The sequence below is a fragment of the Citrobacter sp. RHBSTW-00986 genome (assembly GCF_013783065.1).
Classification (GTDB): Bacteria; Pseudomonadota; Gammaproteobacteria; order Enterobacterales; family Enterobacteriaceae; genus Citrobacter; species Citrobacter braakii.
On the sequence record NZ_CP056200.1, the window covers coordinates 4,625,615 to 4,651,099 of the forward strand.

The following is a 25,485-nucleotide window of genomic DNA, read 5'->3' on the forward strand; positions in this document are numbered from 1 at the left end:
ACAACGATAATTGGGTTATCCCGACAACGATGTTACTATTCTGTTGCTTTTATGTATAAGAACAGGTAAGCCTGACCATGTCACATTCCTACGATTACGATGCAATAGTAATAGGTTCCGGTCCCGGCGGCGAAGGCGCTGCAATGGGTCTGGTTAAGCAAGGAGCGCGCGTCGCGGTGATTGAGCGCTATCATAACGTCGGCGGAGGCTGTACCCACTGGGGGACCATCCCGTCGAAAGCCCTCCGCCACGCCGTCAGCCGTATTATTGAATTCAATCAGAACCCACTTTACAGCGACCACTCCCGACTCCTTCGTTCTTCTTTCGCCGATATTCTCAACCACGCTGATAACGTTATTAATCAGCAAACACGTATGCGGCAAGGATTTTACGAGCGCAACCACTGTGAAATTTTGCAGGGAAATGCCCGTTTTGTTGATGAACACACACTCGCCCTTGAATGCCACGACGGCACGGTGGAAACGCTGACCGCGGATAAGTTCATCATCGCCTGTGGTTCACGCCCCTATCATCCGGTGGATGTCGACTTTTCCCATCCCCGGGTTTATGACAGCGACTCTATCCTGAGCCTGCACCATGAACCCCGCCATGTTTTGATTTATGGCGCGGGAGTAATTGGCTGCGAATATGCGTCGATCTTCCGTGGAATGGACGTCAAAGTCGATTTAATCAACACCCGCGATCGTCTGCTTGCGTTCCTCGATCAAGAGATGTCCGACTCGCTCTCTTACCACTTCTGGAACAGCGGTGTGGTCATTCGCCACAACGAAGAGTACGAGAAGATTGAAGGTTGCGATGACGGCGTCATCATGCATCTGAAATCCGGTAAGAAACTGAAAGCCGACTGCCTGTTGTACGCCAATGGCCGTACCGGTAATACCGATTCGCTGGCGCTGGAAAATATTGGGTTGAAAACCGACAGCCGCGGACAGTTGAAGGTCAACAGCATGTACCAGACGGCGCTGCCGCACGTGTATGCCGTAGGAGATGTGATCGGCTATCCGAGTCTGGCATCGGCGGCCTACGATCAGGGACGCATTGCCGCCCAGGCATTGGTAAAAGGCGAAGCTACCGCGCATCTGATCGAAGATATCCCGACCGGAATTTATACCATTCCGGAAATCAGCTCCGTCGGGAAAACCGAGCAGCAGCTCACGGCCATGAAAGTTCCATACGAGGTTGGCCGCGCCCAGTTTAAACATCTGGCACGTGCGCAAATCGTGGGTATGAGTGTCGGAACGCTGAAGATCCTGTTCCATCGCGAAACGAAAGAGATTCTGGGGATCCACTGCTTTGGGGAACGCGCGGCCGAAATTATTCACATCGGTCAGGCGATAATGGAGCAAAAAGGTGGTGGTAACACCATCGAATACTTCGTTAACACCACCTTTAACTACCCAACCATGGCGGAAGCCTATCGGGTAGCAGCGCTAAATGGCTTAAACCGCCTGTTTTAACGCACTGTCGAAATGGCCATCCATTGACCCACGGATGGCCTCTGCCAGCTGTTCATAACGGCTGCGCAGCGGCGAACCTGGACGATACACCAGGCCAATCGTACGGCGCGGTTCTGGCTTGATACAGGGCAAATAGACAACGCCATCACGCTTACGCTCCGGCGGTACGGCCAGCGCGGGCAGTAAGGTAATACCGCTACCTGCCGCCACCATGTTACGCAGCGTTTCCAGACTGGTCGCCCGGAAATGAGTATCCTCATCAGCACCCGCTTCAAAGCAGAAGCCCATCGCCTGATCGCGCAGGCAGTGGCCATCCTCTAGCATCAGCAGTTTCTCACCCGCCAGATCGGACATCGGCACACAGTCGCGGTTTGCCCATGGGTGATCTTCATAGATCGCCAGCAGCATAGGCTCATCAAATAACGGTACTTCGATGAACGCCTCACTCTCTTTCACCAGCGCCAGAATGACGCAGTCGAGCTTACCGCTATCCAGTTGCGCCAACAGCTGATGCGTCTGCGCCTCATGGAGATACATTTCCAGTTTTGGGAAGGTCTGGTGCAACATAGGAATAATATGCGGCAGCAGGTACGGCCCCACCGTTGGGATCAAACCAATATGCAGCGGTCCAGACATTGTCTCGCCTTGTTGGCTTGCCATCTCCTTGAGCACTTTGACCTCGCGCAGCACGGTGCGCGCCTGATCCACCAGCAGTAAACCTGCCTGAGTGAACAGCACTTTGCGACTCGTACGCTCCAGCAGCATGACGCCAAGCTCATCTTCCAGCTTGCGGATCTGTCCGCTCAGCGTTGGCTGACTAACGTGACAGGAGTCTGCCGCTCGTCGGAAGTGACGATGTTCGGCTAGCGCCACCAGGTATTCAAGATCACGAATATTCATTATTCATCCTCCATCGCCACGATAGTTCGTAGCGATAGGTAGAATAGCAACGAACGATTATCCCTATCAAGCTTTCTGTTTAATAATGCACCACAGAAACGGAACGGTACCCCTTTAACCCTTGAAGCTACTGTCCGTTTTGAGAGTTTCTCTCATACTCGAAATAACTAAAGCCAACGTGAACTTTTGCGGACCTTGAGTCCGCATTTTTTTTGCGCCCGGCGCGAATACATTCAAAAAAATATATACAAAATATAAATTACATATTCTCATCCGATTATTTAAATTAAAACCATATTAAATTAAAATAATCAAAAACATTTTGTATCATTTATATATTTGACGCCCTGTCAGGTTCATAAATAATAACCGCGCGATATTCAATATATGGCAAATCGCAAGAACACTCGTTTCTTCGCCACTCTAATTATTTAGAGTACATTCACCCATATTTTTCTAATATTTATCGAATGGAATCTTTTATGAAACTCAATACTATTTCGCGATATTTTCTCGCGGCAGGCCTGATGTCGTGCGCCGCAAACGCATTCGCTCTGGAAGCCTGGAGCGGTCAGGCAGGTGGAAACACCATTGAAGTTATTTTTGACAGTAAAGTTTATAGTAACCGCTGGTATGTAAATGCCGATAATTGCCCACAGGGTGCGTCCGCTGAAAACTGGGATAATCCGTGGGGTTATGTGCGCGATGCCACAAAAGCAGAAATAGACCAATACGGCAACCCAACGACCTGTGACGCAGGCAGCGCCACGCCTGTTGCCCACGACGCCTTCAGCGCCGAAAAAGATTATGCCGAAGATGATATTGTCGTTTATAAGGATGTGATATATGAAGCGGCAATCCCTGTTCCGGCTTATTCCTTTACCCCAGGTGCCGACAATCCGTGGAAACTCTATACGCCAGTCCCCGACTGGCGTTCCAGCCAGGTTTACAACAAAGGGGATGAGGTCAAAGTTGACGGCCAGTCTTATGAAGCACTGTACTATACCGTTGGCGAAAATCCTTCCATTGCAGGTAACCAGAACCCGACCGGCACCAATGGCCGCCCGTGGAAACCGTTAGGCCCAACGGTCGAATTCACCCAGGAACAATTTAGGAATGCCCCTCAGCTCAACTCCATTGCGCTTTACGAACCCGGCAAACTGGTGTACTACAAGGGAATGCCTTTTGTCGCTCAGACGAAAGTCAAAGGCGTTATGCCGTATGATAAAAACCCATGGGCAATTTATACCAACTGGACTGGCACCAAAGAGCGCGTAGGGACGCCGAAGAATCCGTGGCCTGCCCACGTTTATGCACCATACGTTGACTTTAGCCTGAACAGCATTCCGGATCTGGCGAAACTGGCGAAAGAGCAAAACATTACCCACTTCACCATGGCGTTTGTCGTCGCGAAAAGTGGCGAGCAGTGCATCCCAACCTGGGGTACGGCCTATAATCTGCAGGATTACTCACAGTACAGTAAAATAAAAGCGCTGCGTGAAGCCGGTGGCGATGTGATGGTTTCCATTGGCGGAGCGAATAACTCCCCGCTGGCGGCTGCCTGTAAAAATGTGAAAGACCTGCAAAAACTCTACTACGACATTGTTGATAACCTGAACCTGAACGTGCTGGATTTTGACATCGAAGGCACATGGGTGGCCGATCAGGATTCCATCGATCGCCGCAACCAGGCAGTAAAAGAGGTTCAGGCTCAGTGGAAAGAGGAAGGTCGCAAAGTCGGTATCTGGTACACCCTGCCGATTCTGCCGACCGGTCTGACGGCTGAAGGTCTGTATGTGCTGGAAAATGCGCGCCATGTCGGCGTTGAGCTGGCTGGTATTAACGTAATGACCATGGACTACGGTAATGCCGTCTGCCAGTCAGACGGTACCGAAGGGCAGAACATCCACGGTAAATGCGCCACGTCCGCCATCGACAACATGTTCACCCAGTTGAAGAAAATCTGGCCAGAGAAATCTGACAAAGAGATCAACGCTATGATGGGCACCACCCCGATGATCGGTTACAACGATGTACAGGGCGAAGTGTTCTATCTGTCCGATGCGAAACTGGTGATGGACGACGCGAAAAAACGCAACCTCGGCATGATTGGCGCGTGGTCGATGACGCGCGATCAGCCGGGCGTGGCGAAGCAGGTCAGCCCGGAGCACAGCGGCATGACCGCACAGCAGGCACCGATGTACGCATACAGCCAGGTATTTGCGCCGTTTACGCATGATAATTCCGCAGATGAAGCGTCTACCGATCTTGCCGGTGATGTGAAAGCGGTTTATATCGATGTTTTTGATGGTCAGCAGCGCATCAATGTAAATTTCGATACCAGCAAGCTGAGCGGCAGTAACAGTTACTCGGTAGATGTGGATGGTAAATATGCCTTCTCTACCTCCGGCAACAGTGTCTACTACAGCTACCGTTCTAACTACGGCACGCAAAGCACGGTACGGACCGGTGGCATGTCCTACATGTTAGCGCCAGGAAAAGTGATCACCGTTAAACGTACCAATCCGAATCCTGAAGTCCTGGCACAGCTCACTGTGACGAGGGATATGCAGGAAGGTAACAATCCGGTCAAGGATGCCGGTGAAGTGAAATCGTTGACGGTTAAAAAAATCAACGGCGTACCGAATGTGGTTGTTGATTTTGACGCCAAAGCGCTGGGCTGGAAAGCAGCGAACGGTTCTGCGTGGGTCGTGAAAGTGATGGGCGACGCGAAAAACGGTAACTACATCTTCAGTTGTGACAACGGTAAATGCTATTACAGCTCTGTCAAAGCAGCAGGAGATATCACCACGGTAACGTCTGATGAAAGAGACATCTCCGAAGGTGAAACCATTGTCGTTGAACGTGTTACACCGAATCCGGCAACCGTCGCCAAACTGGTTGTTACGAAAGATATGCTGAAATAATCCTTTTCGCATAAAGTCAGAACCCCGTCAGCTCACAGCGACGGGGTTCTTTTTTTTACACCAGCCGCGCCTTCGCGTAGTCGATCGCCTGCGCCACCTGCTGTGGCGACACACCGCCTTTCGCCGCACGTTTATCCAGGCACGATTGTAACGAGAGGATCGGATAAACGTCATCGCCAATCACCTGACTGAACTTTTGTAAGTCAGCAAGCGACAGCGCTTCCAGCGGTTTGCCCTGACGAATCGCCTCGACCACCGTCTCACCCACAATATGGTGTGCTTCGCGGAACGGGACGCCTTTTGCTACCAGATAATCCGCCAACTCGGTGGCGTTAGCATAACCCTGCTGCGCCGCTTCCTGACAACGCGGACGTTTCACCTGAATGCCATCCAGTACCAGCGCAGCCATATGCAGACAGTCCAGCCAGGTGTCGAGCGCATCGAACAGCCCTTCTTTGTCTTCCTGCATATCTTTATTGTATGCCAACGGGAGACCTTTTAAGGTCATCATCATGCCGGTCAGCGCACCCTGCACGCGACCGCATTTGCCACGGATCAGCTCCAGCGCATCCGGGTTTTTCTTCTGCGGCATCAGAGATGAACCCGAAGTTACACGATCGGACAGCTCGACAAAGCCCGCTTCGCCGGTATTAAAGAAAATCAGGTCTTCAGCAAAACGCGACAGGTGCACCATGCCGATAGAGGCGTCGGAGAGTAACTCCAACACGTGGTCACGGTCAGAAACACTGTCCAGACTGTTACGCGTCGCCGAGGCAAAGCCCAGCCAACCGGCCAGCTGCTCGCGATCGATTTCATATGCCGTACCCGCCAGCGCGCCGCAGCCCAGTGGACTGACGTCCAGGCGCTTGAGCGAATCCTGCAGACGGCTCTCGTCACGCGCCAACATTTCGACATAGGCCAGACACCAATGAGCAAACGTCACCGGCTGCGCACGTTGCAGGTGGGTGTAACCCGGCATAACGGCGTCCTGGTTATTCTCTGCCGTCACCACCAGCGCACTTTGCAGCTGACGGTTGGCCGACAGTAATTCAATAACCGTGTCTTTGCACCACAGTTTAAGATCGGTGGCGACCTGGTCATTACGGCTACGTCCGGTATGCAGTTTTTTACCAAGCTGGCCGACTTTATCAATCAGCTTACCTTCCACCCAGCTATGAATATCTTCGGCATCGCTTTGCAGGATCTGCTGCGGATTAACGCGAACCTCTTCCAACAGAGTGTTCAGCGCCTCTTCCAATTGCAGCTGTTCATCGGCGGTCAGTACGCCGACCGTTACCAGCGCTTTAGACCAGGCCACAGAGCCGACAATATCCTGTTCTGCCAGGCGGTAGTCAAAACGCAACGAGTCGTTGAACTGTTTGAACCGCTGATCTGCTGCCTGTGTAAAACGCCCACCCCAAAGTGCCATAACTTGCTTCCTTAATATCTTGAATTTCAACGCCGGATGGCGCTTAGCTTATCCGGCGTACAGGTTCGGTTCACGTAGGCCCGATAAGGCATAACCGCCATCGGGTACAAAATAGTTTACGCTAAAATCCGCGTGCCAATTGGCATGCCGTTAAACAGCGCCGGCAGTTGCTCGGCATGACGCCAAGAGGCAATATCCACAGGGCGACCCAGCGTGCGCGCGGCATCCAGCGCCGCATTGACCTTCACGATCATGCCGTCAGTAATAATACCTTGTTCAATCAGTTGTTCCGCTTTCGCGGCGGTCATTTCGGCAATACGCTGGCCTTTACCATCCAGAATACCGCTTACGTCAGAGAGCAGGATCAGATCCGCACCCAACGTTGCCGCCAGCGCCGTTGCCGCCTGATCGGCATTAACGTTCATCAGCAGTCCGTCTTCAGTAACACCAATGGAGCTAACTACCGGCAGAAAACCGCCTTCCAGCAGTGTGTTAATCAGCTTAGGCGAACCCGGCTGCGCCAGTCCAACATGACCCAGCGCTTTATCGAGCGGCGTCACTTTTACGCTATCGCCATCACCAAGATACAGACCCACGGATGCGATGTGGTGCTTTTTCGCCCAGGCCAGTAAGGTTTTATTCGCTGTTCCCGCCAGGGCACCGGTAATAATGTCAATTTGATCGGCTGGCGTGACGCGCAGACCATTTTTCTTTTTCACCGGCAGGTTCAGCTGCTTCATCAGATCGTCAACCACGCAGCCGCCACCGTGCACAATGACCAGCGGTCGCTGATGCGACTCACGATAATTCACCAGTGCGGTAAACAGACGCTCCAGCGCCTCTTCGCTATCCAGTAAAACGCCGCCCAGCTTGATAATTAATGGATTCATCGTTGCACCCTTAAATAAGAGACTGCGTTTCAGCAAAGCCAAAACGAATATTTGCGCACTGCATCGCCTGTGCCGCCGCGCCTTTCAATAAGTTGTCTTCAGTTGCCACCACGATCAGGTGCTCACCCTGTACGGCAAACCCGATATCACAGAACGGTAAGCCAACCACGTTCTTCAGCGCCGGAACGCCTTTGTCATACAGACGCACCAGTGGCTTATCGCCATACGCCTGTTGCAACGTTTGAGCCACTTGCGCATGGGTTACGCCCGCTTGCAAACGGCAGGTGATGGTTTCCAGAATTCCGCGCGGGAAGTTGCCCAGATGCGGGGTGAAGATCACCTCCGCACCAAGGTGAGTAGCGATTTCCGGCTGATGGCGATGGGTAAACACGCCATACGGCTGCAGGCTCACCTCACAAAAGCTGTTGGAAATAGCCGCCTTACGTCCCGCGCCGCTCACGCCGCTGGTGGCGTTAATTACCGGCCACTGGCTGAGATCCAGCAGCCCGGCATCAATCAGTGGTTTCAGCGACAGCTGTGCCGCCGTCGGGTAGCAACCCGGCACGGCAATCAGATTCGCGTCTTTCAGTTGGTCTGCGCTCCACTCCGCCAGTCCATAAATCGCCTGCTCCAGCAGGTCGGGATGCTGATGGGTAAAGCCGTAATATTTTTCATAGAACGCGCCGTCGTTTACGCGAAACGCGCCCGAGAGGTCAAACACCACGCATCCGGCCTGCAAAAACTGCGGGGCCAGGTCATGGCTCACCTCATGTGCCGTTGCGAGGAACACAACGTCCACCCCTGCGCTAAACTCGCTGATATCTGACATTGGCTGTAACGGTAAATCGACAATGCCTTTCAACTGCGGATGCAAATCGGAGATTAATTTTCCTGCATCATTGCTTTGCGCTGAGACGGTCAAAGCGGTTATGGTCATATCAGGATGGCGATTTACATAGGTCACAAGCTCTGCGCCGGCATAGCCACTGGCGCCCACAATCAGCGTATTCAACATCGGGGCTGCTCACCTTCTTAGATTCTGTTGCCAGATATAAGCCTTTATTACCTCACCTTACACTTGGTGGGTTTTATTACGCTCAACGTTAATGTATTTTTATTCATAAATACTGCATGAATATTGATACTATCATGACCCGAGGTGTGTCAACAATGAAAAACAATTTACCGCCATTTATCGAGATATACCGCGCTCTGATTGCCATGCCGTCGATTAGCGCCACCGAAGAAGCGCTCGACCAAAGTAATGCAGGTTTAATCACTCTGCTGGCGGGCTGGTTCAAAGATTTAGGCTTTAATGTGGAGGTCCAGCCGGTTCCCGACACGCGCAATAAATTCAATATGCTGGCAAGCATTGGACAGGGAGCCGGTGGTCTGTTGTTGGCGGGCCATACCGATACCGTCCCCTTTGACGACGGACGCTGGACGCGCGATCCGTTCACCCTGACCGAGCATGACAATAAGCTCTACGGTTTGGGTACGGCAGATATGAAAGGCTTCTTCGCCTTTATCCTCGACGCGCTGCGTGACGTCGACGTCACTCAACTGAAAAAGCCCCTGTACATTCTGGCCACTGCCGATGAAGAGACCAGCATGGCGGGAGCGCGTTATTTCTCTGAAACCACCGCTTTACGCCCGGACTGCGCGATCATTGGCGAACCCACTTCTCTACAACCGGTCCGCGCGCACAAAGGTCATATCTCTAATGCGATTCGCATTTTGGGACAATCGGGTCACTCGAGCGATCCGGCTCGTGGCGTGAATGCCATTGAACTGATGCATGATGCCATCGGCCATATCATGAATCTGCGCGATGACCTGAAAGAGCGCTATCACCATGATGCTTTTACCGTCCCGTATCCGACATTAAATTTGGGTCACATCCACGGCGGCGACGCCGCCAACCGAATCTGCGCCTGCTGCGAGCTGCATATGGATATTCGCCCACTGCCCGGCATGACGCTTAACGATCTCAATGGCTTACTTAACGACGCGCTGACCCCGGTCAGCGAGCGCTGGCCGGGCCGCCTGACGGTGTCGGAGCTGCATCCGCCAATTCCAGGCTATGAGTGCCCACCGGATCATCAACTGGTACAAGTGGTTGAGAAACTGCTGGGCGCACAGACAGAAGTGGTGAACTACTGCACCGAAGCGCCGTTTATCCAGACGCTTTGCCCGACGCTGGTGTTAGGGCCTGGCTCCATTAATCAGGCGCATCAGCCGGATGAGTATCTGGAAACTCGTTTTATTAAGCCAACCCGCGAATTGATCACCCAGGTTGTGCATCATTTCTGCTGGCATTAACCGCTTATCGCCTCGCTAACCCTTTAGTGGTAAGCGAGGTAATTTATTAACATTTCCATAAGCAAAGCTTATTTGATTCGATGTGAATTAAATAACGTAAATTCCCGTCATTTTTTCGTTTGCTGAACCGATTTCGCAGCAATTGACGTCACGACTTTTACGTGGCTTTATAAAAGACGGCTAACATACAAAGTCCGAGAGATTTCGTGTCACAGCAAGGCGGCAAGCGAGCTCATACCAGGAGCTTACATAAGTAAGTGACCAGATGGGCAAGCGCAGCCAACGCCGATGTCGCGCGAAAGATACAGGGCGCATAAATTAAAGATGGGGTGTCTGGGTTAATATGAACGAACAATATTCCGCGTTGCGTAGTAATGTCAGTATGCTCGGCAAAGTGCTGGGGGAGACCATCAAGGATGCGCTGGGAGAGAACATTCTTGACCGCGTAGAAACAATCCGTAAGTTGTCCAAATCATCCCGCGCCGGCAATGAAGTCAATCGCCAGGAGCTGCTCACTACGCTGCAAAACCTGTCTAACGACGAGCTGCTGCCGGTTGCCCGCGCGTTTAGCCAGTTTCTGAACCTGGCCAACACCGCCGAGCAGTACCACAGCATTTCGCCAAAAGGCGAAGCAGCCAGCAACCCGGAAGTGATTGCTCGCACTCTGCGTAAACTGAAAGAGCAGCCCAACCTCGATGAAGCCACCATCAAAAAAGCCGTCGAATCTCTCTCCCTGGAGCTGGTTCTCACTGCCCACCCGACCGAGATCACTCGCCGTACGCTGATCCATAAAATGGGTGAAGTGAACGCCTGTCTCAAGCAACTTGATAACAAAGACCTCGTCGATTACGAGCGCCATCAGCTGATGCGCCGTCTGCGCCAGTTGATTGCCCAGTCCTGGCATACGGATGAAATCCGCAAGCTGCGCCCAAGCCCGGTTGATGAAGCCAAATGGGGCTTCGCGGTGGTTGAAAATAGCCTGTGGGAAGGCGTACCAAATTATCTGCGCGAGCTGAACGAACAACTGGAAGAGCATCTGGGCTATAAGCTGCCCGTTGATTTTGTCCCGGTTCGCTTTACCTCCTGGATGGGCGGCGACCGCGATGGCAACCCGAACGTAACGGCGGATATCACCCGTCACGTGCTGCTACTCAGCCGCTGGAAAGCGACCGATCTATTCCTGAAAGACATTCAGTTTCTGATTTCTGAGCTGTCGATGGTGGATGCCACACCGGAACTGTTGGCACTGGTGGGCGAAGAAGGCGCAGCAGAACCTTACCGTTATCTGATGAAAACCCTGCGTTCACGTCTGATGGCAACCCAGGCCTGGCTGGAAGCCCGTCTGAAAGGCGAGAAATTGCCGAAACCTGCGGGACTTCTCACCCAAAATGAACAGCTCTGGGACCCGCTATATGCGTGCTATCAGTCTCTGCAGGCCTGTGGCATGGGCATTATCGCCAATGGCGAATTGCTCGACACCCTACGCCGCGTGAAATGTTTCGGCGTACCGCTGGTACGTATTGATATTCGTCAGGAAAGCACCCGTCACACTGAAGCCCTTGGCGAACTGACCCGTTATCTGGGCATTGGCGACTACGAAAACTGGTCGGAAGCGGATAAACAGGCTTTCCTGATCCGCGAGCTGAACTCCAAGCGTCCGCTGCTCCCACGTAACTGGGAGCCGAGCAACGACACCCGCGAAGTGCTCGACACCTGCCGGGTCATTGCCGAAGCCCCATATGGCTCCATTGCCGCCTATGTTATCTCAATGGCGAAAACGCCATCGGATGTACTGGCCGTACATCTGCTACTGAAAGAAGCCGGTATCGGTTTTGCTATGCCGGTTGCCCCGTTGTTTGAAACGCTGGACGACCTCAACAACGCCGATGACGTCATGTCTCAGCTCCTGAACATTGACTGGTACCGTGGCTTTATTCAGGGCAAACAGATGGTCATGATTGGCTACTCTGACTCCGCAAAAGATGCAGGCGTGATGGCGGCCTCCTGGGCGCAATATCAGGCGCAGGACGCGTTGATCAAAACCTGCGAAAAAGCCGGTATCGAACTGACGCTGTTCCATGGTCGCGGTGGCTCCATTGGTCGCGGTGGCGCGCCTGCTCATGCGGCGTTGCTCTCTCAACCACCAGGCAGCCTGAAAGGCGGTCTGCGCGTGACAGAACAAGGGGAGATGATCCGCTTTAAGTACGGCCTGCCGGAAGTGACCATCAGCAGCCTGTCGCTGTATACCGCAGCAATTCTGGAAGCCAACCTGTTACCGCCGCCAGAGCCGAAAGATAACTGGCGTCATATCATGGATGAGCTTTCTGATATTTCTTGTGAGCTCTATCGTGGATATGTGCGTGAAAACAAAGACTTCGTCCCTTACTTCCGCTCCGCAACGCCAGAGCAGGAACTGGGTAAATTACCGCTCGGTTCACGCCCGGCAAAACGTCGCCCAACCGGCGGGGTAGAGTCTCTGCGCGCCATTCCGTGGATTTTTGCCTGGACGCAGAACCGCCTGATGCTCCCGGCGTGGCTGGGTGCAGGCACCGCACTGCAAAAAGTGGTTGAAGACGGTAAGCAAAGCGAACTCGAAGCAATGTGCCGCGACTGGCCATTCTTCTCCACACGTCTTGGCATGCTGGAAATGGTTTTCGCCAAAGCAGACCTGTGGCTGGCAGAATACTACGATCAGCGCCTGGTCAAAAAAGAGCTGTGGCCGCTGGGTGAAGAGCTGCGTCAGCGCCTGGAAGCCGATATCGATGTCGTGTTGGCGATTGCCAACGACTCACATTTGATGGCCGACCTGCCGTGGATTGCCGAGTCCATTCAGTTAAGAAATATTTATACTGACCCGCTGAATGTCTTACAGGCTGAGCTGTTACACCGCTCACGCCTGGCGGAAGAGCAAGGCAATGCACCGGATCCGCGCGTTGAACAAGCGCTGATGGTGACAATCGCTGGTGTCGCAGCCGGCATGCGTAATACAGGCTAACGTCCCCCCTCGTCGCCTTCGTGCTATTGTACGAAGGCGACAACAAAAACTGCTGTCATAACCGCTTCTTTTTCAATATATTCCCGCCTGAATATATTCATATTGTGAATATATCAACAGCAAAACACGATCCTAAGATCGTGATGCTTAAGTTCCTCTTAATATTAAGTCGCTACTCTTGGCGCTACGATTAAAGACAGGCTCACATTATGCAATCCTTACAACTCCAGTCTAAACCTAAATTTAGCTGGAAAGCCCTGGGTTGGGCGCTCCTCTATTTTTGGTTTTTTTCCACTTTACTCCAGGTCGTTATTTGTTTAACCGGATATAGCGGAACTAATGGATTACGCGACTCCTTGCTATTCAGTTCGCTGTGGTTAATCCCGGTATTTTTATTTCCAAACCGTATCCGTATTATTGCTGCCGTCATTGGCATGGTGCTATGGGCGGCCTCGCTGGCTGCTCTGAGCTATTACGTCATCTACGGACAAGAGTTCTCGCAAAGCGTTCTGTACGTGATGTTTGAAACCAATGCGAACGAAGCCAGCGAATATCTCAGCCAGTATTTCAGCCTAAAAATTGTTCTTATCGCCCTGGCCTATACGGCTATCGCTATTCTGCTGTGGACGCGTCTGCGCCCTGTTCATATTCCATCGCCCTGGCGCTATCTGGTGTCGTTTGCGTTGTTATACGGTTTGATTCTGCATCCGATAGCCGTTAACACTTTCATCAAACACAAGCCGTTTGAAAAAACGTTAAATGGTCTCGCCTCACGTATGGAGCCCGCCGCACCGTGGCAATTCATCTCCGGGTATTATCAGTACCGTCAGCAGTTGACCTCACTCAATAGCCTGCTGAATGAGAACAATGCCCTGCCGCCGCTGGCTAACTTCAAAGATAACTCCGGCGATGCTCCACGTACGCTGGTGCTGGTCATTGGCGAGTCAACGCAGCGTGGTCGCATGAGCCTGTATGGTTACCCGCGCGAAACGACGCCAGAACTGGATGCATTGCATAAATCCGATCCTAACTTCACCGTATTCAATAATGTCGTGACCTCACGTCCGTACACCATTGAAATCCTGCAACAGGCGCTGACCTTCGCCAACGAGAAGAATCCGGACCTGTACCTGACTCAACCGTCTCTGATGAATATGATGAAACAGGCAGGTTATAAAACCTTCTGGATCACCAATCAGCAGACGATGACGGCTCGCAACACCATGCTGACCGTGTTCTCTAAGCAGACGGATAAGCAGTTCTATATGAATCAGCAGCGTACGCAAAGTGCGCGCGAATATGACAGCAATGTGCTGGCGCCATTTAAAGAAGTACTGGCCGACCCGGCACCGAAAAAGTTCATCATCGTGCACCTGCTGGGTACGCATATTAAGTACAAATTCCGCTATCCGGATGGTCAGGGTAAATTCGATAACAATGTCGACCATGTTCCCCCCGGCCTGGATGATGATGAGCTGGAAGCATACAACGATTACGACAGCGCGAATGTCTACAATGACCATATCATTGCCAGTCTGATCAAAGACTATAAAGCGACAGATCCGAACGGCTTCCTGCTCTACTTCTCCGATCACGGGGAGGAGGTATACGATACGCCACCGCATAAAACGCAGGGTCGTAATGAAGACAACCCGACGCGCCATATGTATACGGTACCGTTCCTGCTGTGGACCTCTGAAAAATGGCAGGCTGCACACCCGCGTGACTTCTCACAGGATGTGAATCGTAAATACAGCAGCTCAGAGCTTATCCACACCTGGTCTGATTTAGCGGGATTCACCTACGACGGTTTCGATCCGACCCGATCCATTACCAGCCCGCAGTTCAAAGAGACGACCCGCTGGATTGGCAATCCGTACAAAAAGAATGCCCTGATTGATTACGATAGCCTGCCGTACGGCGATCAAATCGGTAATCAGTAATACTCGTATCGGCCACTCTTAAAGAGTGGCCTTTTTTTATGATGACGGTTACTGTTTCCCCTGTCTGCTGCCTGCAAGGGATTAACATGTATCACGACGTCAGCCATCTTCTCTCCCGCCTGATTAACGGCCCCACGCCGCTGCGCCAGGTTTATTTTGCCAGCACCAGTAGCTCAACGCCGGAGCTGGCGTATCAGGTCGATTTTCCCCGGCTGGAAATTGTGCTGGAAGGTGAGTTCACCGATAACGGAGTTACTGGCGCATCCGCGACGTTACTGCCTTACGATGTGCTATTCGTTCCGGCTGGCAGCTGGAACTTTCCGCAGTGGCTCACACCGGTCACCACGCTCAGCATTCTGTTCGGCAAACAGCAACTGGGTTTCAGCATCGTCCAGTGGGACGGCAAGCAGTATCAAAATCTTACCCGCCAGCACGTCGCGCGGCGTGGGCCACGAATTGGCTCTTTCCTGCTGCAAACGCTCAATGAAATGCAGATGCAACCGCAGGAGCAACAAACCGCAAGGCTAATCGTTGCGAGCTTACTGAGCCACTGCCGCGATCTGCTGGGCAGCCAGATCCAGACCGCATCACGCAGTCAGGCGCTTTTCGAAGCCATTCGCGACTATATTGATGAACGCTACGCTTCGCCGCTCACCCGAGAATCCGTCGCGCAAGCGTTTTACATCTCACCCAATTACCTCTCCCACCTGTTTCAAAAAACGGGCGCTATCGGGTTTAACGAATACCTGAATCACACGCGACTGGAACACGCGAAAACGCTACTGAAGGGTTATGAGCTGAAGATCAAAGAAGTGGCGCACACCTGTGGGTTTGTTGACAGCAACTATTTCTGCCGCCTGTTTCGCAAAAATACCGAACGTTCGCCGTCAGAATATCGTCGGCAATACCACAGCCAACTGACGGAGATAAAAGCTAATCCAAAGTAAGATGTGTGTGCTGTGGTGCAGAAAGCAGCTTTCGCACGGCGCTCATCACCCGCTGCGGCTCACGCAGAAATGCGCTAATGCCCGACTGGACGTATCGGCTCTGCGTAAATCGCTCTGCTCCTGCCAGTTCAATATCGGTAATGAGCAACACCGCATCAGCACGGTTAATATCCTCTTCCGTCAGGCGATTTTCGGTACCCAACGCGCCCTGAGTTTCAATCTTGATGCTCCATTTCTCCTGCTGGCAGAGTTTCTCCAGCCGTTCAGCGGCCATATAAGTATGGGCCACGCCGCTTACGCACGCGGTGACAGCAACCAGATATCGTACAGGTGCGATGGCCATACTATCCTCCTACTGTTACCTGAAATCCGGCGCATTCTGCCATCTTACGTATAAAACCTATCTCTTGTGCCGACGGGACGGGCACTTCTTTCATCGACCAGGGTAATCCGAGCAGGTTGTATTTCGGTTCGCCATATTGATGAAACGGTAGCAGGTGCACCTGCTTTATGCCCAATGATGACAACAGCGTCAACGCCTGCTGCGTGTTCTCTACATTCATCGTAAAGCCCGGAATCAGCGGCAGGCGAGGTATGACATTAATTCCTTCAGCGACCATTAGTCGTAAATTCGCCAGCACGCGCGGCAGGTTCATATTAATGGTCTCACGCGCCAAATGGACATCCATAATTTTGAGGTCAAACAGCACCTCATCGCACTCTCTTGCCAGCGATAACAAACGACTGGCTGGCGCATCGCCAGCCGTTTCAATCGCGCAGCGAACATCCCAGCGCCGCAGACGTTGCAGGAATCGTACGGCAAAGGGCGCTTGCATCAGCACTTCACCACCCGAAAGCGTCACTCCCCCGCCAGAGGTGCGAAAGAAAATATCATCTTTCATCACTTCACGTTCCAGCTCATCCAGTGAGATATCACGACCAATACGTTCAAACGCACCGGAGGGACACTCATCAGCATCACGTAGACAGGGTGTACAGTGCAGGCATTTACTCTCCCGCCGTACTGTTTCAATACGTGGGGAGAGAGATTCAGGGTTGGCGCACCACGGGCAAGTATGCGGACAACCTTTAAAAAAGACTACCGTACGAATACCTTGTCCATCATTCAGTGAGTAACGCTGAATATTAAATATACGCGCGACATCCTCGCCACGTGGGTCAATAACCTCACAGCTGATGCGCGGTGCGGCGAATGATGTCATCCTGGATCTCCTTCGACAGCTCGACAAAGAAGGCGCTGTAACCCGCCACGCGCACCACCAGCCCGGCGAAATCTTGTGGGCGCAGCTGCGCTTCTCGCAATGTGTCGGCATTCACCACGTTAAACTGGATGTGCTGGAGCTTGAGCTGGGTAAATGCCCGCAGAAAATCCGCCAGCTTGCGTAAACCAGCCTCACCTTCCAGTGTGGCTGGCGTAAACTTCACGTTCAGCAAAGTCCCATTGGAAAGCAACGTGTTATCCAGCTTGCTGACCGATTTCAATACCGCCGTCGGCCCTTGCATATCCTGCCCCAGCATCGGCGACAGCCCTCCGTCCGCCAACTGTTCCCCGGCGAAGCGACCATCCGGTGTCGCTCCGACGACCGAACCCAGCGGCACGTGCGCAGAGACAGTATATGAACCCGGCGTAAATTGCCCGCCGCGTGGATTCTGGTATTTCTCTACCTCTTTGCAGTAATGACGCAGCAGTTCGGCGCTGATGTTATCTACATCATCAATATCGTTGCCGTATTTTTCGAAGCGGTTAATCAGCCTGGCGCGAATTTTCTCGCCTTCCGCGGTAGCAAAGTTGTCTTTTAGCACCGACAAAAGTTCGTCAAAAGTTAAGCGCTGTTGTTCAAATACCAGTCCATTGAGCGCATGCAGCGAATCGCTCAGGTTCGCAATGCCGATTCCCTGTACGCCGGAGAAGTTATAACGCGCGCCGCCGTCGGTAATATCACACCCTTTATCCAGGCAATCGCTAATAAACGAGGAGAGCAGCGGCACCGGCGCCCAGTCGCGATGACCGATATCGCAGATATTACTGCCTTCGACCATCAACGTAATGTAGTGGCTGATTTTGGCACGAATATGCTTCAACAGGTCTTCGTACGTCAGCGCGCGATTGCCTTCGTTCTCATGCAGGCAGATTTCCATTACTTTCAGCAGATTAAACATGGCGATGTCGTGCAAACCGTATGTTCTGCCTGGAATAGACAGCTCGACACAGCCGACTACCGCGTAATCTCGCGCATCTTCCAGCGAGACGCCACGGTTAAGAAATGCGGGCACCACCACTTCATCATTAAAGATTTGCGGGATGCCGGTCCCGAGGCGAATGGTCTGTGCCGTTTTCATCAGGAACGGCGTATCGATCAACGCGTTCGTGCGCACACCGAGATTTGGTTGCGGCAGTTGTACGCTCTGATAAGCATCAAGGCAGAGAAACGACAGTACGTTTACCGCACTACGACCATTCTCCGTCAATCCCCCAAGCAGTGCGGTGTAACCCGTTGGAAAGCCAGCGAAATAGCGCGCGCTGCTGGTGGATCGCAGCAGTACAATGTCATTGCATTTCACCCATAGCGATTCGAGGATTTCTTTTAAGAATGCAGGATCTTCCCCCTGCGTCAGCGAGGTTTGATAAAACGGCAGCATATACTGGTCGAAGCGTCCGAGTGAGAGCGAACTGGCGTTGGACTCATATTGCAAAATAATGTTCATGTACCAGAACAGCTGACATGCTTGCCAGAAGGTTTGCGGTTTATGCTGGGCGTTATGCCGGGAGTTTTCCGCAATCGTCAGCAATTCCTGACATCGCTGTGCATCCGGGCAGTTTTCCGCCATTTGTTCTGCCAGCAGGGCGTAACGCAGAATGTGGCTTTGCGAAGCCTCAAGCAGCAACAGAGCAGCCTGATAAAAGTGGTTATCCGGCTGCTGCAGACAATGCGCCCGCATCTGCGCTACCAGTTCGCCAAGCCCGAGATTCAACAGGCGTGGATAATCAATAATGATATGCCCCTGACCTTTATCCGTCTGGTTAACGCTAAAAATCTGCGTACGGACAGCGGCTTTTACCTCATCGGTCATCTGACCGTTGATGAAATCTTTCATCGACCGCTTTTCCCAGTACGGATACAGCACATCGCGATAGAGATGTTTATCCTCTTCGCTGATGTCAAAACGGTCCTGCGGACGGGTTGGAAACTGCTCCAGCTCGTTGAGCAGCCAGTAAGGATCCATTTCCGGCGACATTATGCCCGCCCGCGGTTTAACGGTACGGTTCCCGGCTATCAGTTCCTCATCACGAATCGATATTTCAACGTGCTCAAGAATATATGCGGTGGCTTTCGCCCGCCGCAGAATAACCGGCTCTCCCTCCGTCTGCTGGTGGCTGGTGGTATATAGCAGCGCACGCTCAAGCGAAATTTCGCGGTTATTCTGAAACAGAGCGTTTTTTAAACGTTGGATACGGTTAGTCATGAGGAACTCCTGTAGAAAAACTGATGCCAGATGGCGCTGTGCTTATCTGGCCTACGTATCAGTAGGCCGGATAAGTCGCCCCCCCTCCGGCAAACAAACCGTTATGCGGTTTGCGCAAGGTGTGCGCCAATCTTGTTCATGATGGCGTCGGCACGTTTCACTGCATCGCTGATGTTGACACGAACGATAGTTTTGCCCGCAAAACGCTCTTCAAACTTAATACCAATGTCTTTGGTCAGAATCACCATGTCGGCTTCTGCCACATCCGCCGCGGTCAGTTCGTTTTCCAGACCGATCGACCCCTGAGTCTCAACCTTTACTTCCCACCCCTTGGCTTTAGCGGCGCTTTCCAGCGCTTCGGCGGCCATATAGGTGTGGGCAACGCCAGAAGGACATGCAGTTACTGCGATAATCTTGGTCATGACTCATTCCTCGCTTAATTCATTTCAAAATCTAAATCCAGGTCGTCTTCTTTCTGGTCGACCTGAGACACTTTTTTCCGCGCCAGACTTTTCAGTACGTTAACGCACACTGCGGTCACTACAGCTCCCACGGCAACCGCCGCGATATAACCCAATTTTCCTTCCACGACCGGCAGAACAATCAGCCCGCCCCAGCCGGCATAACACTGCGCACCAAACAGCGCGGCGGTTACCGTGCCGCAGGCGGAACCCACCATAATGGATGGGATAACGCGTAGCGGATCGGCGGCAGCAAAAGGAATTGCGCCTTCCGTTACGCCAACGCAGCCCATCACCAGCGCGGCTTTACCGGCTTCACGTTCTTCAGAAGAGAAATTCTTACGGCCAATCAGCGTCGCCAAACCTAAGCCCAGCGGCGGCACGCAGATCCCTACCGCGGCGATTGCCACCACGGTATAAACACCCTGCGCCACGCAAATTAGCATGAAGGCGTAGGCAACTTTGTTAATCGGCCCACCCATATCGAAGGCCAACATCAGTCCCATAATTACCGCCAGCAGCACGATGCTGCCCTGCTGCATACCCTGCAGCCACTCGGTCAGGCTAGTGGTTAACGCGCCAACGGGTTCTCCCAGGCCCCACATCATGATGCCTGCGGTGATAAAGGTGCCGACAATAGGAATAACGAAGATAGGCATTACCGATCGCAACACCTTATGTACGGGGATCTTCTTCAGATAATGAACGACGATACCGCCAATAATCCCGGCAATTAGCGCGCCGAAAAAACCTGCGCCGAAGCTGTTTCCCACCCATGCGCCAATCGCACAAGGGGCGAGAGCAGAACGTTCAGCAATGGAATAACCAATGTAAGCGGCAAGGAATGGCACCATCAACGTCAGCCCTGCGACGCCAATATCAAACAGTTTCTTGAGATTAGGATCGGTCGCCGCATCCGGTACCGCGCCCTTGCCATACAACATGACGGAGACCGCCAGCAAAATTCCACCCGCGACTACGAAGGGGATCATATGCGAAACACCCGTCATCAGGTGCTGACGGGTATTTTTCAGGATTTGTACCAACTCTTTCATAAGTCGCTCCCAGGCTGCCTAAAGCCCATATCCATAAACTTGTTGCGGAAAACAATAGGCAATCCGACGCGGCGCAAACAGTGGATAAAAAGGCCATTTGCTGGACTTTTGTAATGTCAGCGCAAAAATGCGATCCGCCTCATAACTTGTAGTTTCTCGGAATTTATAGAGGACATGCTGACTTGTGAGGGATATCTCACTTTGATGGTTACATTACATTTATCCAGTTTTTGGCAGATTTGTCAGATGGCAGGCTCAGGCGTTGCCCTTTTATCCTGTAGCGAGAAATCGTTATGGGAGATGAGGCTATGGCCCTGATTGTGGAATTTACCTGTGAGCTGCCCAATGGCGTACATGCGCGCCCGGCAAGTCACATAGAAACGCAGTGCAACACCTTTACTTCGCACATTGAGTGGCACAACCTGCGTACCGAACGTAGGGGTAACGCCAAGAGCGCATTGGCGCTGATTGGCACCGATACTCTGGCAGGTGATAGCTGCCAGTTGCTGATTTCCGGTGCAGATGAACAGGCAGCCCACCAGCATTTAACCCAATGGTTACGTAATGAATTTCCACACTGCGATGCACCGCTAGCGGAAGCCAAAAGCAACGAGCTGGAGCCACTTCCTGCATCCCTCACCAATCTAAACCCACAGCTTTTTCGCGCTCGCACCGTCTGCAGCGGCAGTGCGGGAGGCGTTCTGAGTCTGCTCTCTTCGCTGGATCTCAACGCCCTTAACAATCTCCCGTCCGCTAAAGATATTGAAACCGAGCAGGCGGCACTGGATAACGGCTTAACGCTGCTGATGAAGAATATTGCGTTTCGGTTACTCGACAGCGACGGCGCAACCAGTGCGATTCTGGAAGCACACCGCTCGCTGGCAAGCGACCTCTCACTGCGTCAGCACTTGCTCGCTGGAGTATCTCGCGGGTTAAGCTGCGCCCAGGCGATTGTCGAAAGTGCCGGACATTTTTGTGATGAATTCGCCCGCTCCAGCAGCAGTTATTTACAGGAACGTGCGCTGGATGTGCGCGATGTCTGCTTCCAGCTTCTGCAGCAAATTTATGGAGAGCAGCGTTTCCCTGCGCCGGGAAAACTAACCCAGCCTACGGTCTGTATGGCGGACGAGCTCACACCGAGCCAGTTCCTCGAACTGGACAAAACATTGCTGAAAGGCTTGCTGTTAAAAAGCGGCGGTACCACTTCACACACGGTGATTCTCGCCCGGTCATTCAACATTCCTACGCTGGTTGGCGTGGATATTGAATCCTTAATGCCATGGCTGCAGCAAACGGTTTATATCGATGGTAACGCAGGAGCGGTCATTGTTGCCCCTGATGAATCCGTCGTACGTTACTACCAGCAGGAAGCCCGTATCCAGGATGCCATTCGAGAACAACAACGTATCTGGCTGACCCAGGAGGCGCGCACGGGTGATGGCATCCGCATGGAAGTCGCCGCCAACATCGCCCATTCCGTGGAAGCGCAAGCAGCCTTTGGCAACGGTGCGGAAGCGGTTGGCCTGTTCCGCACGGAAATGCTGTATATGGACCGTACCTGCGCCCCGGATGAGAACGAGCTATACAACATTTTCTGCCAGGCGCTGGAGCCCGCGCAGGGACGCAGCATCATTGTGCGCACCATGGATATCGGCGGTGATAAACCCGTTGATTACCTGAATATTCCTGCCGAAGCCAACCCGTTCCTCGGTTATCGCGCGGTGCGTATCTATGAAGAATACGCCGCTTTGTTTACCACACAACTGCGATCGATCCTGCGCGCATCAGCGCACGGTAGCCTGAAAATCATGATCCCAATGATCTCCTCTATGGAAGAGATCCTGTGGGTCAAAGAGAAGCTGGCCGAAGCTAAACAGCAACTGCGTACTGAACACATCCCGTTTGATGAGAAGATCCCGCTCGGTATCATGCTGGAGGTTCCGTCGGTGATGTTCATCATCGATCAATGCTGCGAAGAAATTGATTTCTTTAGTATTGGCAGTAATGACCTGACGCAATACCTGCTGGCGGTCGACCGCGACAACGCCAAAGTTACCCGCCATTACAACAGCCTGAATCCAGCCTTCTTGCGCGCACTGGATTACGCCGTACAGGCGGTACATCGGCAGGGGAAATGGATTGGCCTGTGCGGCGAACTTGGCGCTAAAGGTTCAGTGCTACCGCTGCTTGTGGGACTGGGTCTGGACGAGATCAGCATGAGCGCTCCCTCCATTCCCGCCGCCAAAGCGCGGATGGCGCAACTTGACAGCCGCGCCTGCCGTCAGTTGCTGAATCAAGCAATGGCGTGTCGAACGTCGCTGGAGGTCGAACATCTGCTGGCCCAGTTCCGCATGACCCAACAGGATACCCCTCTGGTTACCGCCGAGTGCATCACGCTGGATAGCGACTGGCGTAGTAAAGAGGAGGTCATCAAAGGGATGACCGACAACCTCCTGCTGGCAGGTCGTTGCCGCTATCCGCGTAAACTGGAAGCCGATCTGTGGGCGCGCGAAGCGGTCTTCTCTACCGGATTAGGTTTTAGCTTCGCCATTCCGCACAGCAAATCAGAACATATTGAGCAGTCCACTATCAGCGTAGCGCGCCTGCAAGCGCCGGTACGTTGGGGTGATGATGATGCGCAATTCATTATTATGCTGACGCTCAACAAACACGCCGCTGGCGACCAGCATATGCGTATTTTCTCGCGTCTGGCACGGCGCATTATGCATGAAGAATTCCGTAACTCGCTGGTTAACGCCGCCTCTGCCGACGCTATCGCCAGCCTGCTGCAACATGAACTTGAACTTTAAAGAGGGTGTTTTTGTATGGAACTTTACCTTGATACCGCCAACGTCGCGGAAGTCGAACGTCTGGCACGCATCTTCCCTATCGCGGGTGTCACCACCAACCCAAGCATTGTGGCAGCAAACAAAGAATCCATCTGGGATGTGCTGCCGCGCCTGCAAAACGCCATTGGCGAAGAGGGCATTCTGTTTGCCCAAACCATGAGCCGCGACGCACAAGGCATGGTGGAGGAAGCCAAACGTCTGAGCAACGCGGTCCCCGGTCTGGTGGTAAAAATCCCGGTGACATCCGAAGGTCTGGCCGCGATCAAGATGCTGAAAAAAGAGGGTATCACCACGCTGGGAACCGCCGTGTACAGTGCCTCTCAGGGGCTGCTGGCAGCGCTGGCGGGGGCGAAATATATCGCGCCTTACGTTAACCGTATTGACGCGCAGGGCGGCGACGGAATTCGCACGGTACAAGAACTGCAAACGTTACTGGAACTGCATGCACCCAACAGCATGGTACTGGCAGCCAGCTTTAAAACCCCTCGTCAGGCGCTGGATTGCTTACTGGCAGGATGCGAAGCAATCACCCTGCCATTAGACGTAGCGCAACAAATGCTCAATACCCCTGCGGTAGAGTCAGCAATAGAGAAGTTTGAACATGACTGGAACAATACATTTGGTCACATCAACCTGTGAGGGAAATAAAGTATGGATCGCATTATTCAATCACCTGGTAAGTACATCCAGGGTGCCGATGTTATTACCCGTCTTGGCAACTACCTCAAACCACTGGCAGAGCGCTGGCTGGTCGTTGGGGACAAGTTTGTCTTAGGCTTTGCCCAGGGCGCACTGGAAAAAAGCTTCCAGGATGCCGGACTGGCGCTGGAGATTGCACCGTTTGGCGGCGAGTGTTCACAAAACGAAATCGACCGTCTGCGCGGCGTGGCAGAAAAAGCGCAATGTGGCGCAGTACTTGGTATTGGCGGCGGTAAAACGCTGGATACCGCCAAAGCGCTGGCGCACTTTATGGGCGTGCCTGTCGCCATTGCGCCAACCATCGCCTCTACCGATGCACCGTGCAGCGCGCTGTCCGTTATTTACACCGATGCCGGTGAATTCGATCGCTATTTGCTGCTGCCCAATAACCCGGACAGGGTCATTGTTGATACCAAAATTGTCGCGGGCGCACCGGCGCGTCTGTTAGCCGCGGGCATCGGCGATGCGTTGGCGACCTGGTTCGAAGCGCGCGCCTGTTCACGCAGCGGCGCAACCACCATGGCGGGCGGTCAGTGCACTCAGGCGGCGCTGGCGCTGGCTGAGCTGTGCTTTAATACGCTGATAGAAGAAGGTGAAAAAGCGATGCTGGCTGCCGAGCAGCACGTGGTAACGCCTGCGCTGGAGCGCGTTATTGAAGCCAACACCTATCTGAGCGGCGTCGGTTTTGAAAGCGGCGGTCTGGCGGCGGCGCACGCCATCCATAACGGTCTGACGGCAATCCCGGATGCGCATCACTATTACCACGGCGAGAAAGTGGCTTTCGGCACGCTGACGCAACTGGTACTGGAAAACGCACCGGTCGATGAAATTGAAACCGTTGCGGCGCTGTGTCATTCCGTTGGCCTGCCGATTACCCTGGCGCAACTGGACATCAAACAGGATATTCCGGCGAAAATGCGCATTGTGGCTGAAGCTGCCTGTGCCGAAGGCGAAACCATCCACAACATGCCTGGCGGCGCAACGCCGGACCAGGTGTATGCCGCCCTGCTGGTGGCTGACCAGTACGGTCAACGTTACCTGCAAGAGTGGGAATAACCGACCAATAAAAATCCCCGCAATTGCGGGGATTTTTTTGTTCATACT

At 53.0% G+C, this 25,485-nt stretch carries 18 protein-coding genes; 9 read left to right on the forward strand and 9 right to left on the reverse strand.

Annotation, left to right across the window (positions count from 1 at the left end; genetic code table 11):
* Positions 1-77 precede the first annotated feature (77 nt).
* Complete coding sequence (gene sthA, locus HV345_RS22265) at positions 78-1,478, forward strand: Si-specific NAD(P)(+) transhydrogenase (RefSeq protein ID WP_016155291.1); 1,401 nt, start codon at positions 78-80, stop codon at positions 1,476-1,478.
* Here the strand turns inward: sthA and oxyR are convergent.
* Positions 1,461-2,378 carry a DNA-binding transcriptional regulator OxyR gene (gene oxyR / locus HV345_RS22270; RefSeq protein WP_003028858.1) on the reverse strand — a complete coding sequence of 306 codons (918 nt, stop codon included), beginning with the start codon at positions 2,376-2,378 and terminating at the stop codon, positions 1,461-1,463. The two genes, sthA and oxyR, sit on opposite strands and share 18 nt — an antisense overlap.
* Positions 2,379-2,860: 482 nt before the next feature.
* Between oxyR and HV345_RS22275 the strand changes: the two genes are divergently transcribed.
* On the forward strand, positions 2,861-5,305 hold the full coding sequence (locus HV345_RS22275; protein ID WP_181636065.1) for a glycosyl hydrolase family 18 protein: 2,445 nt from the start codon (positions 2,861-2,863) through the stop codon (positions 5,303-5,305).
* 55 nt (positions 5,306-5,360) lie between these two features.
* Here the strand turns inward: HV345_RS22275 and argH are convergent, their stop codons facing one another.
* The 3 genes from argH to argC form a co-directional block, all read right to left on the reverse strand.
* On the reverse strand, positions 5,361-6,734 hold the full coding sequence (argH, locus tag HV345_RS22280) for an argininosuccinate lyase (RefSeq protein WP_016155289.1): 1,374 nt from the start codon (positions 6,732-6,734) through the stop codon (positions 5,361-5,363).
* Positions 6,735-6,850: 116 nt separating this feature from the next.
* A complete protein-coding gene (argB, locus tag HV345_RS22285) occupies positions 6,851-7,624 on the reverse strand; it encodes an acetylglutamate kinase (RefSeq protein WP_016155288.1) in 774 nt (257 codons plus the stop codon).
* A 10-nt stretch (positions 7,625-7,634) separates the two neighbouring features.
* Entirely contained in the window at positions 7,635-8,639 is a 1,005-nt protein-coding gene (gene argC / locus HV345_RS22290) for an N-acetyl-gamma-glutamyl-phosphate reductase (protein ID WP_181636066.1), read from the reverse strand.
* A 155-nt stretch (positions 8,640-8,794) separates the two neighbouring features.
* Here argC and argE point away from each other — a divergent pair, with 155 nt between their 5' ends.
* From argE to HV345_RS22310, 4 genes are all read left to right on the forward strand, one after another.
* Positions 8,795-9,946 (forward strand): acetylornithine deacetylase, encoded by a 1,152-nt coding sequence (gene argE, locus HV345_RS22295; RefSeq protein WP_019077897.1) that lies wholly within the window; start codon positions 8,795-8,797, stop codon positions 9,944-9,946.
* A gap of 343 nt (positions 9,947-10,289) precedes the next feature.
* Entirely contained in the window at positions 10,290-12,941 is a 2,652-nt protein-coding gene (ppc, locus tag HV345_RS22300; protein ID WP_016157932.1) for a phosphoenolpyruvate carboxylase, read from the forward strand.
* Between the two features lie 209 nt (positions 12,942-13,150).
* Positions 13,151-14,884: a phosphoethanolamine transferase CptA gene (locus tag HV345_RS22305; protein ID WP_131347359.1), complete on the forward strand. Its 1,734-nt coding sequence runs from the start codon at positions 13,151-13,153 to the stop codon at positions 14,882-14,884.
* An 86-nt stretch (positions 14,885-14,970) separates the two neighbouring features.
* Entirely contained in the window at positions 14,971-15,831 is an 861-nt protein-coding gene (locus HV345_RS22310; RefSeq protein WP_181626669.1) for a helix-turn-helix transcriptional regulator, read from the forward strand.
* On the opposite strand, the gene HV345_RS22315 is transcribed toward HV345_RS22310, so the two are convergent.
* The 5 genes from HV345_RS22315 to HV345_RS22335 form a co-directional block, all read right to left on the reverse strand.
* Positions 15,818-16,174, reverse strand: coding sequence for a PTS fructose-like transporter subunit IIB (locus HV345_RS22315; protein ID WP_016155282.1), 357 nt, complete (start codon positions 16,172-16,174; stop codon positions 15,818-15,820). The genes HV345_RS22310 and HV345_RS22315 overlap by 14 nt on opposite strands.
* A 1-nt stretch (position 16,175) precedes the next feature.
* Positions 16,176-17,054: a [formate-C-acetyltransferase]-activating enzyme gene (locus HV345_RS22320; protein WP_016155281.1), complete on the reverse strand. Its 879-nt coding sequence runs from the start codon at positions 17,052-17,054 to the stop codon at positions 16,176-16,178.
* Positions 17,020-19,317: a formate C-acetyltransferase gene (locus tag HV345_RS22325; RefSeq protein ID WP_181598684.1), complete on the reverse strand. Its 2,298-nt coding sequence runs from the start codon at positions 19,315-19,317 to the stop codon at positions 17,020-17,022. The genes HV345_RS22320 and HV345_RS22325 overlap by 35 nt, the downstream gene beginning before the upstream one ends.
* Positions 19,318-19,418: 101 nt before the next feature.
* Entirely contained in the window at positions 19,419-19,739 is a 321-nt protein-coding gene (locus HV345_RS22330) for a PTS fructose-like transporter subunit IIB (protein WP_016155279.1), read from the reverse strand.
* 14 nt (positions 19,740-19,753) lie between these two features.
* Positions 19,754-20,833, reverse strand: coding sequence for a PTS fructose transporter subunit EIIC (locus HV345_RS22335; protein ID WP_003825153.1), 1,080 nt, complete (start codon positions 20,831-20,833; stop codon positions 19,754-19,756).
* Between the two features lie 308 nt (positions 20,834-21,141).
* Between HV345_RS22335 and ptsP the strand changes: the two genes are divergently transcribed.
* The 3 genes from ptsP to HV345_RS22350 are packed head-to-tail and all read left to right on the forward strand — an operon-like array spanning position 21,142 to position 25,437.
* On the forward strand, positions 21,142-23,643 hold the full coding sequence (gene ptsP / locus HV345_RS22340) for a phosphoenolpyruvate--protein phosphotransferase (protein ID WP_181636710.1): 2,502 nt from the start codon (positions 21,142-21,144) through the stop codon (positions 23,641-23,643).
* Between the two features lie 15 nt (positions 23,644-23,658).
* Positions 23,659-24,321 carry a fructose-6-phosphate aldolase gene (gene fsa / locus HV345_RS22345; protein ID WP_019077903.1) on the forward strand — a complete coding sequence of 221 codons (663 nt, stop codon included), beginning with the start codon at positions 23,659-23,661 and terminating at the stop codon, positions 24,319-24,321.
* Between the two features lie 12 nt (positions 24,322-24,333).
* Positions 24,334-25,437, forward strand: a complete 1,104-nt coding sequence (locus HV345_RS22350; protein ID WP_016155275.1) for a glycerol dehydrogenase — start codon at positions 24,334-24,336, stop codon at positions 25,435-25,437.
* Positions 25,438-25,485 lie beyond the last annotated feature (48 nt).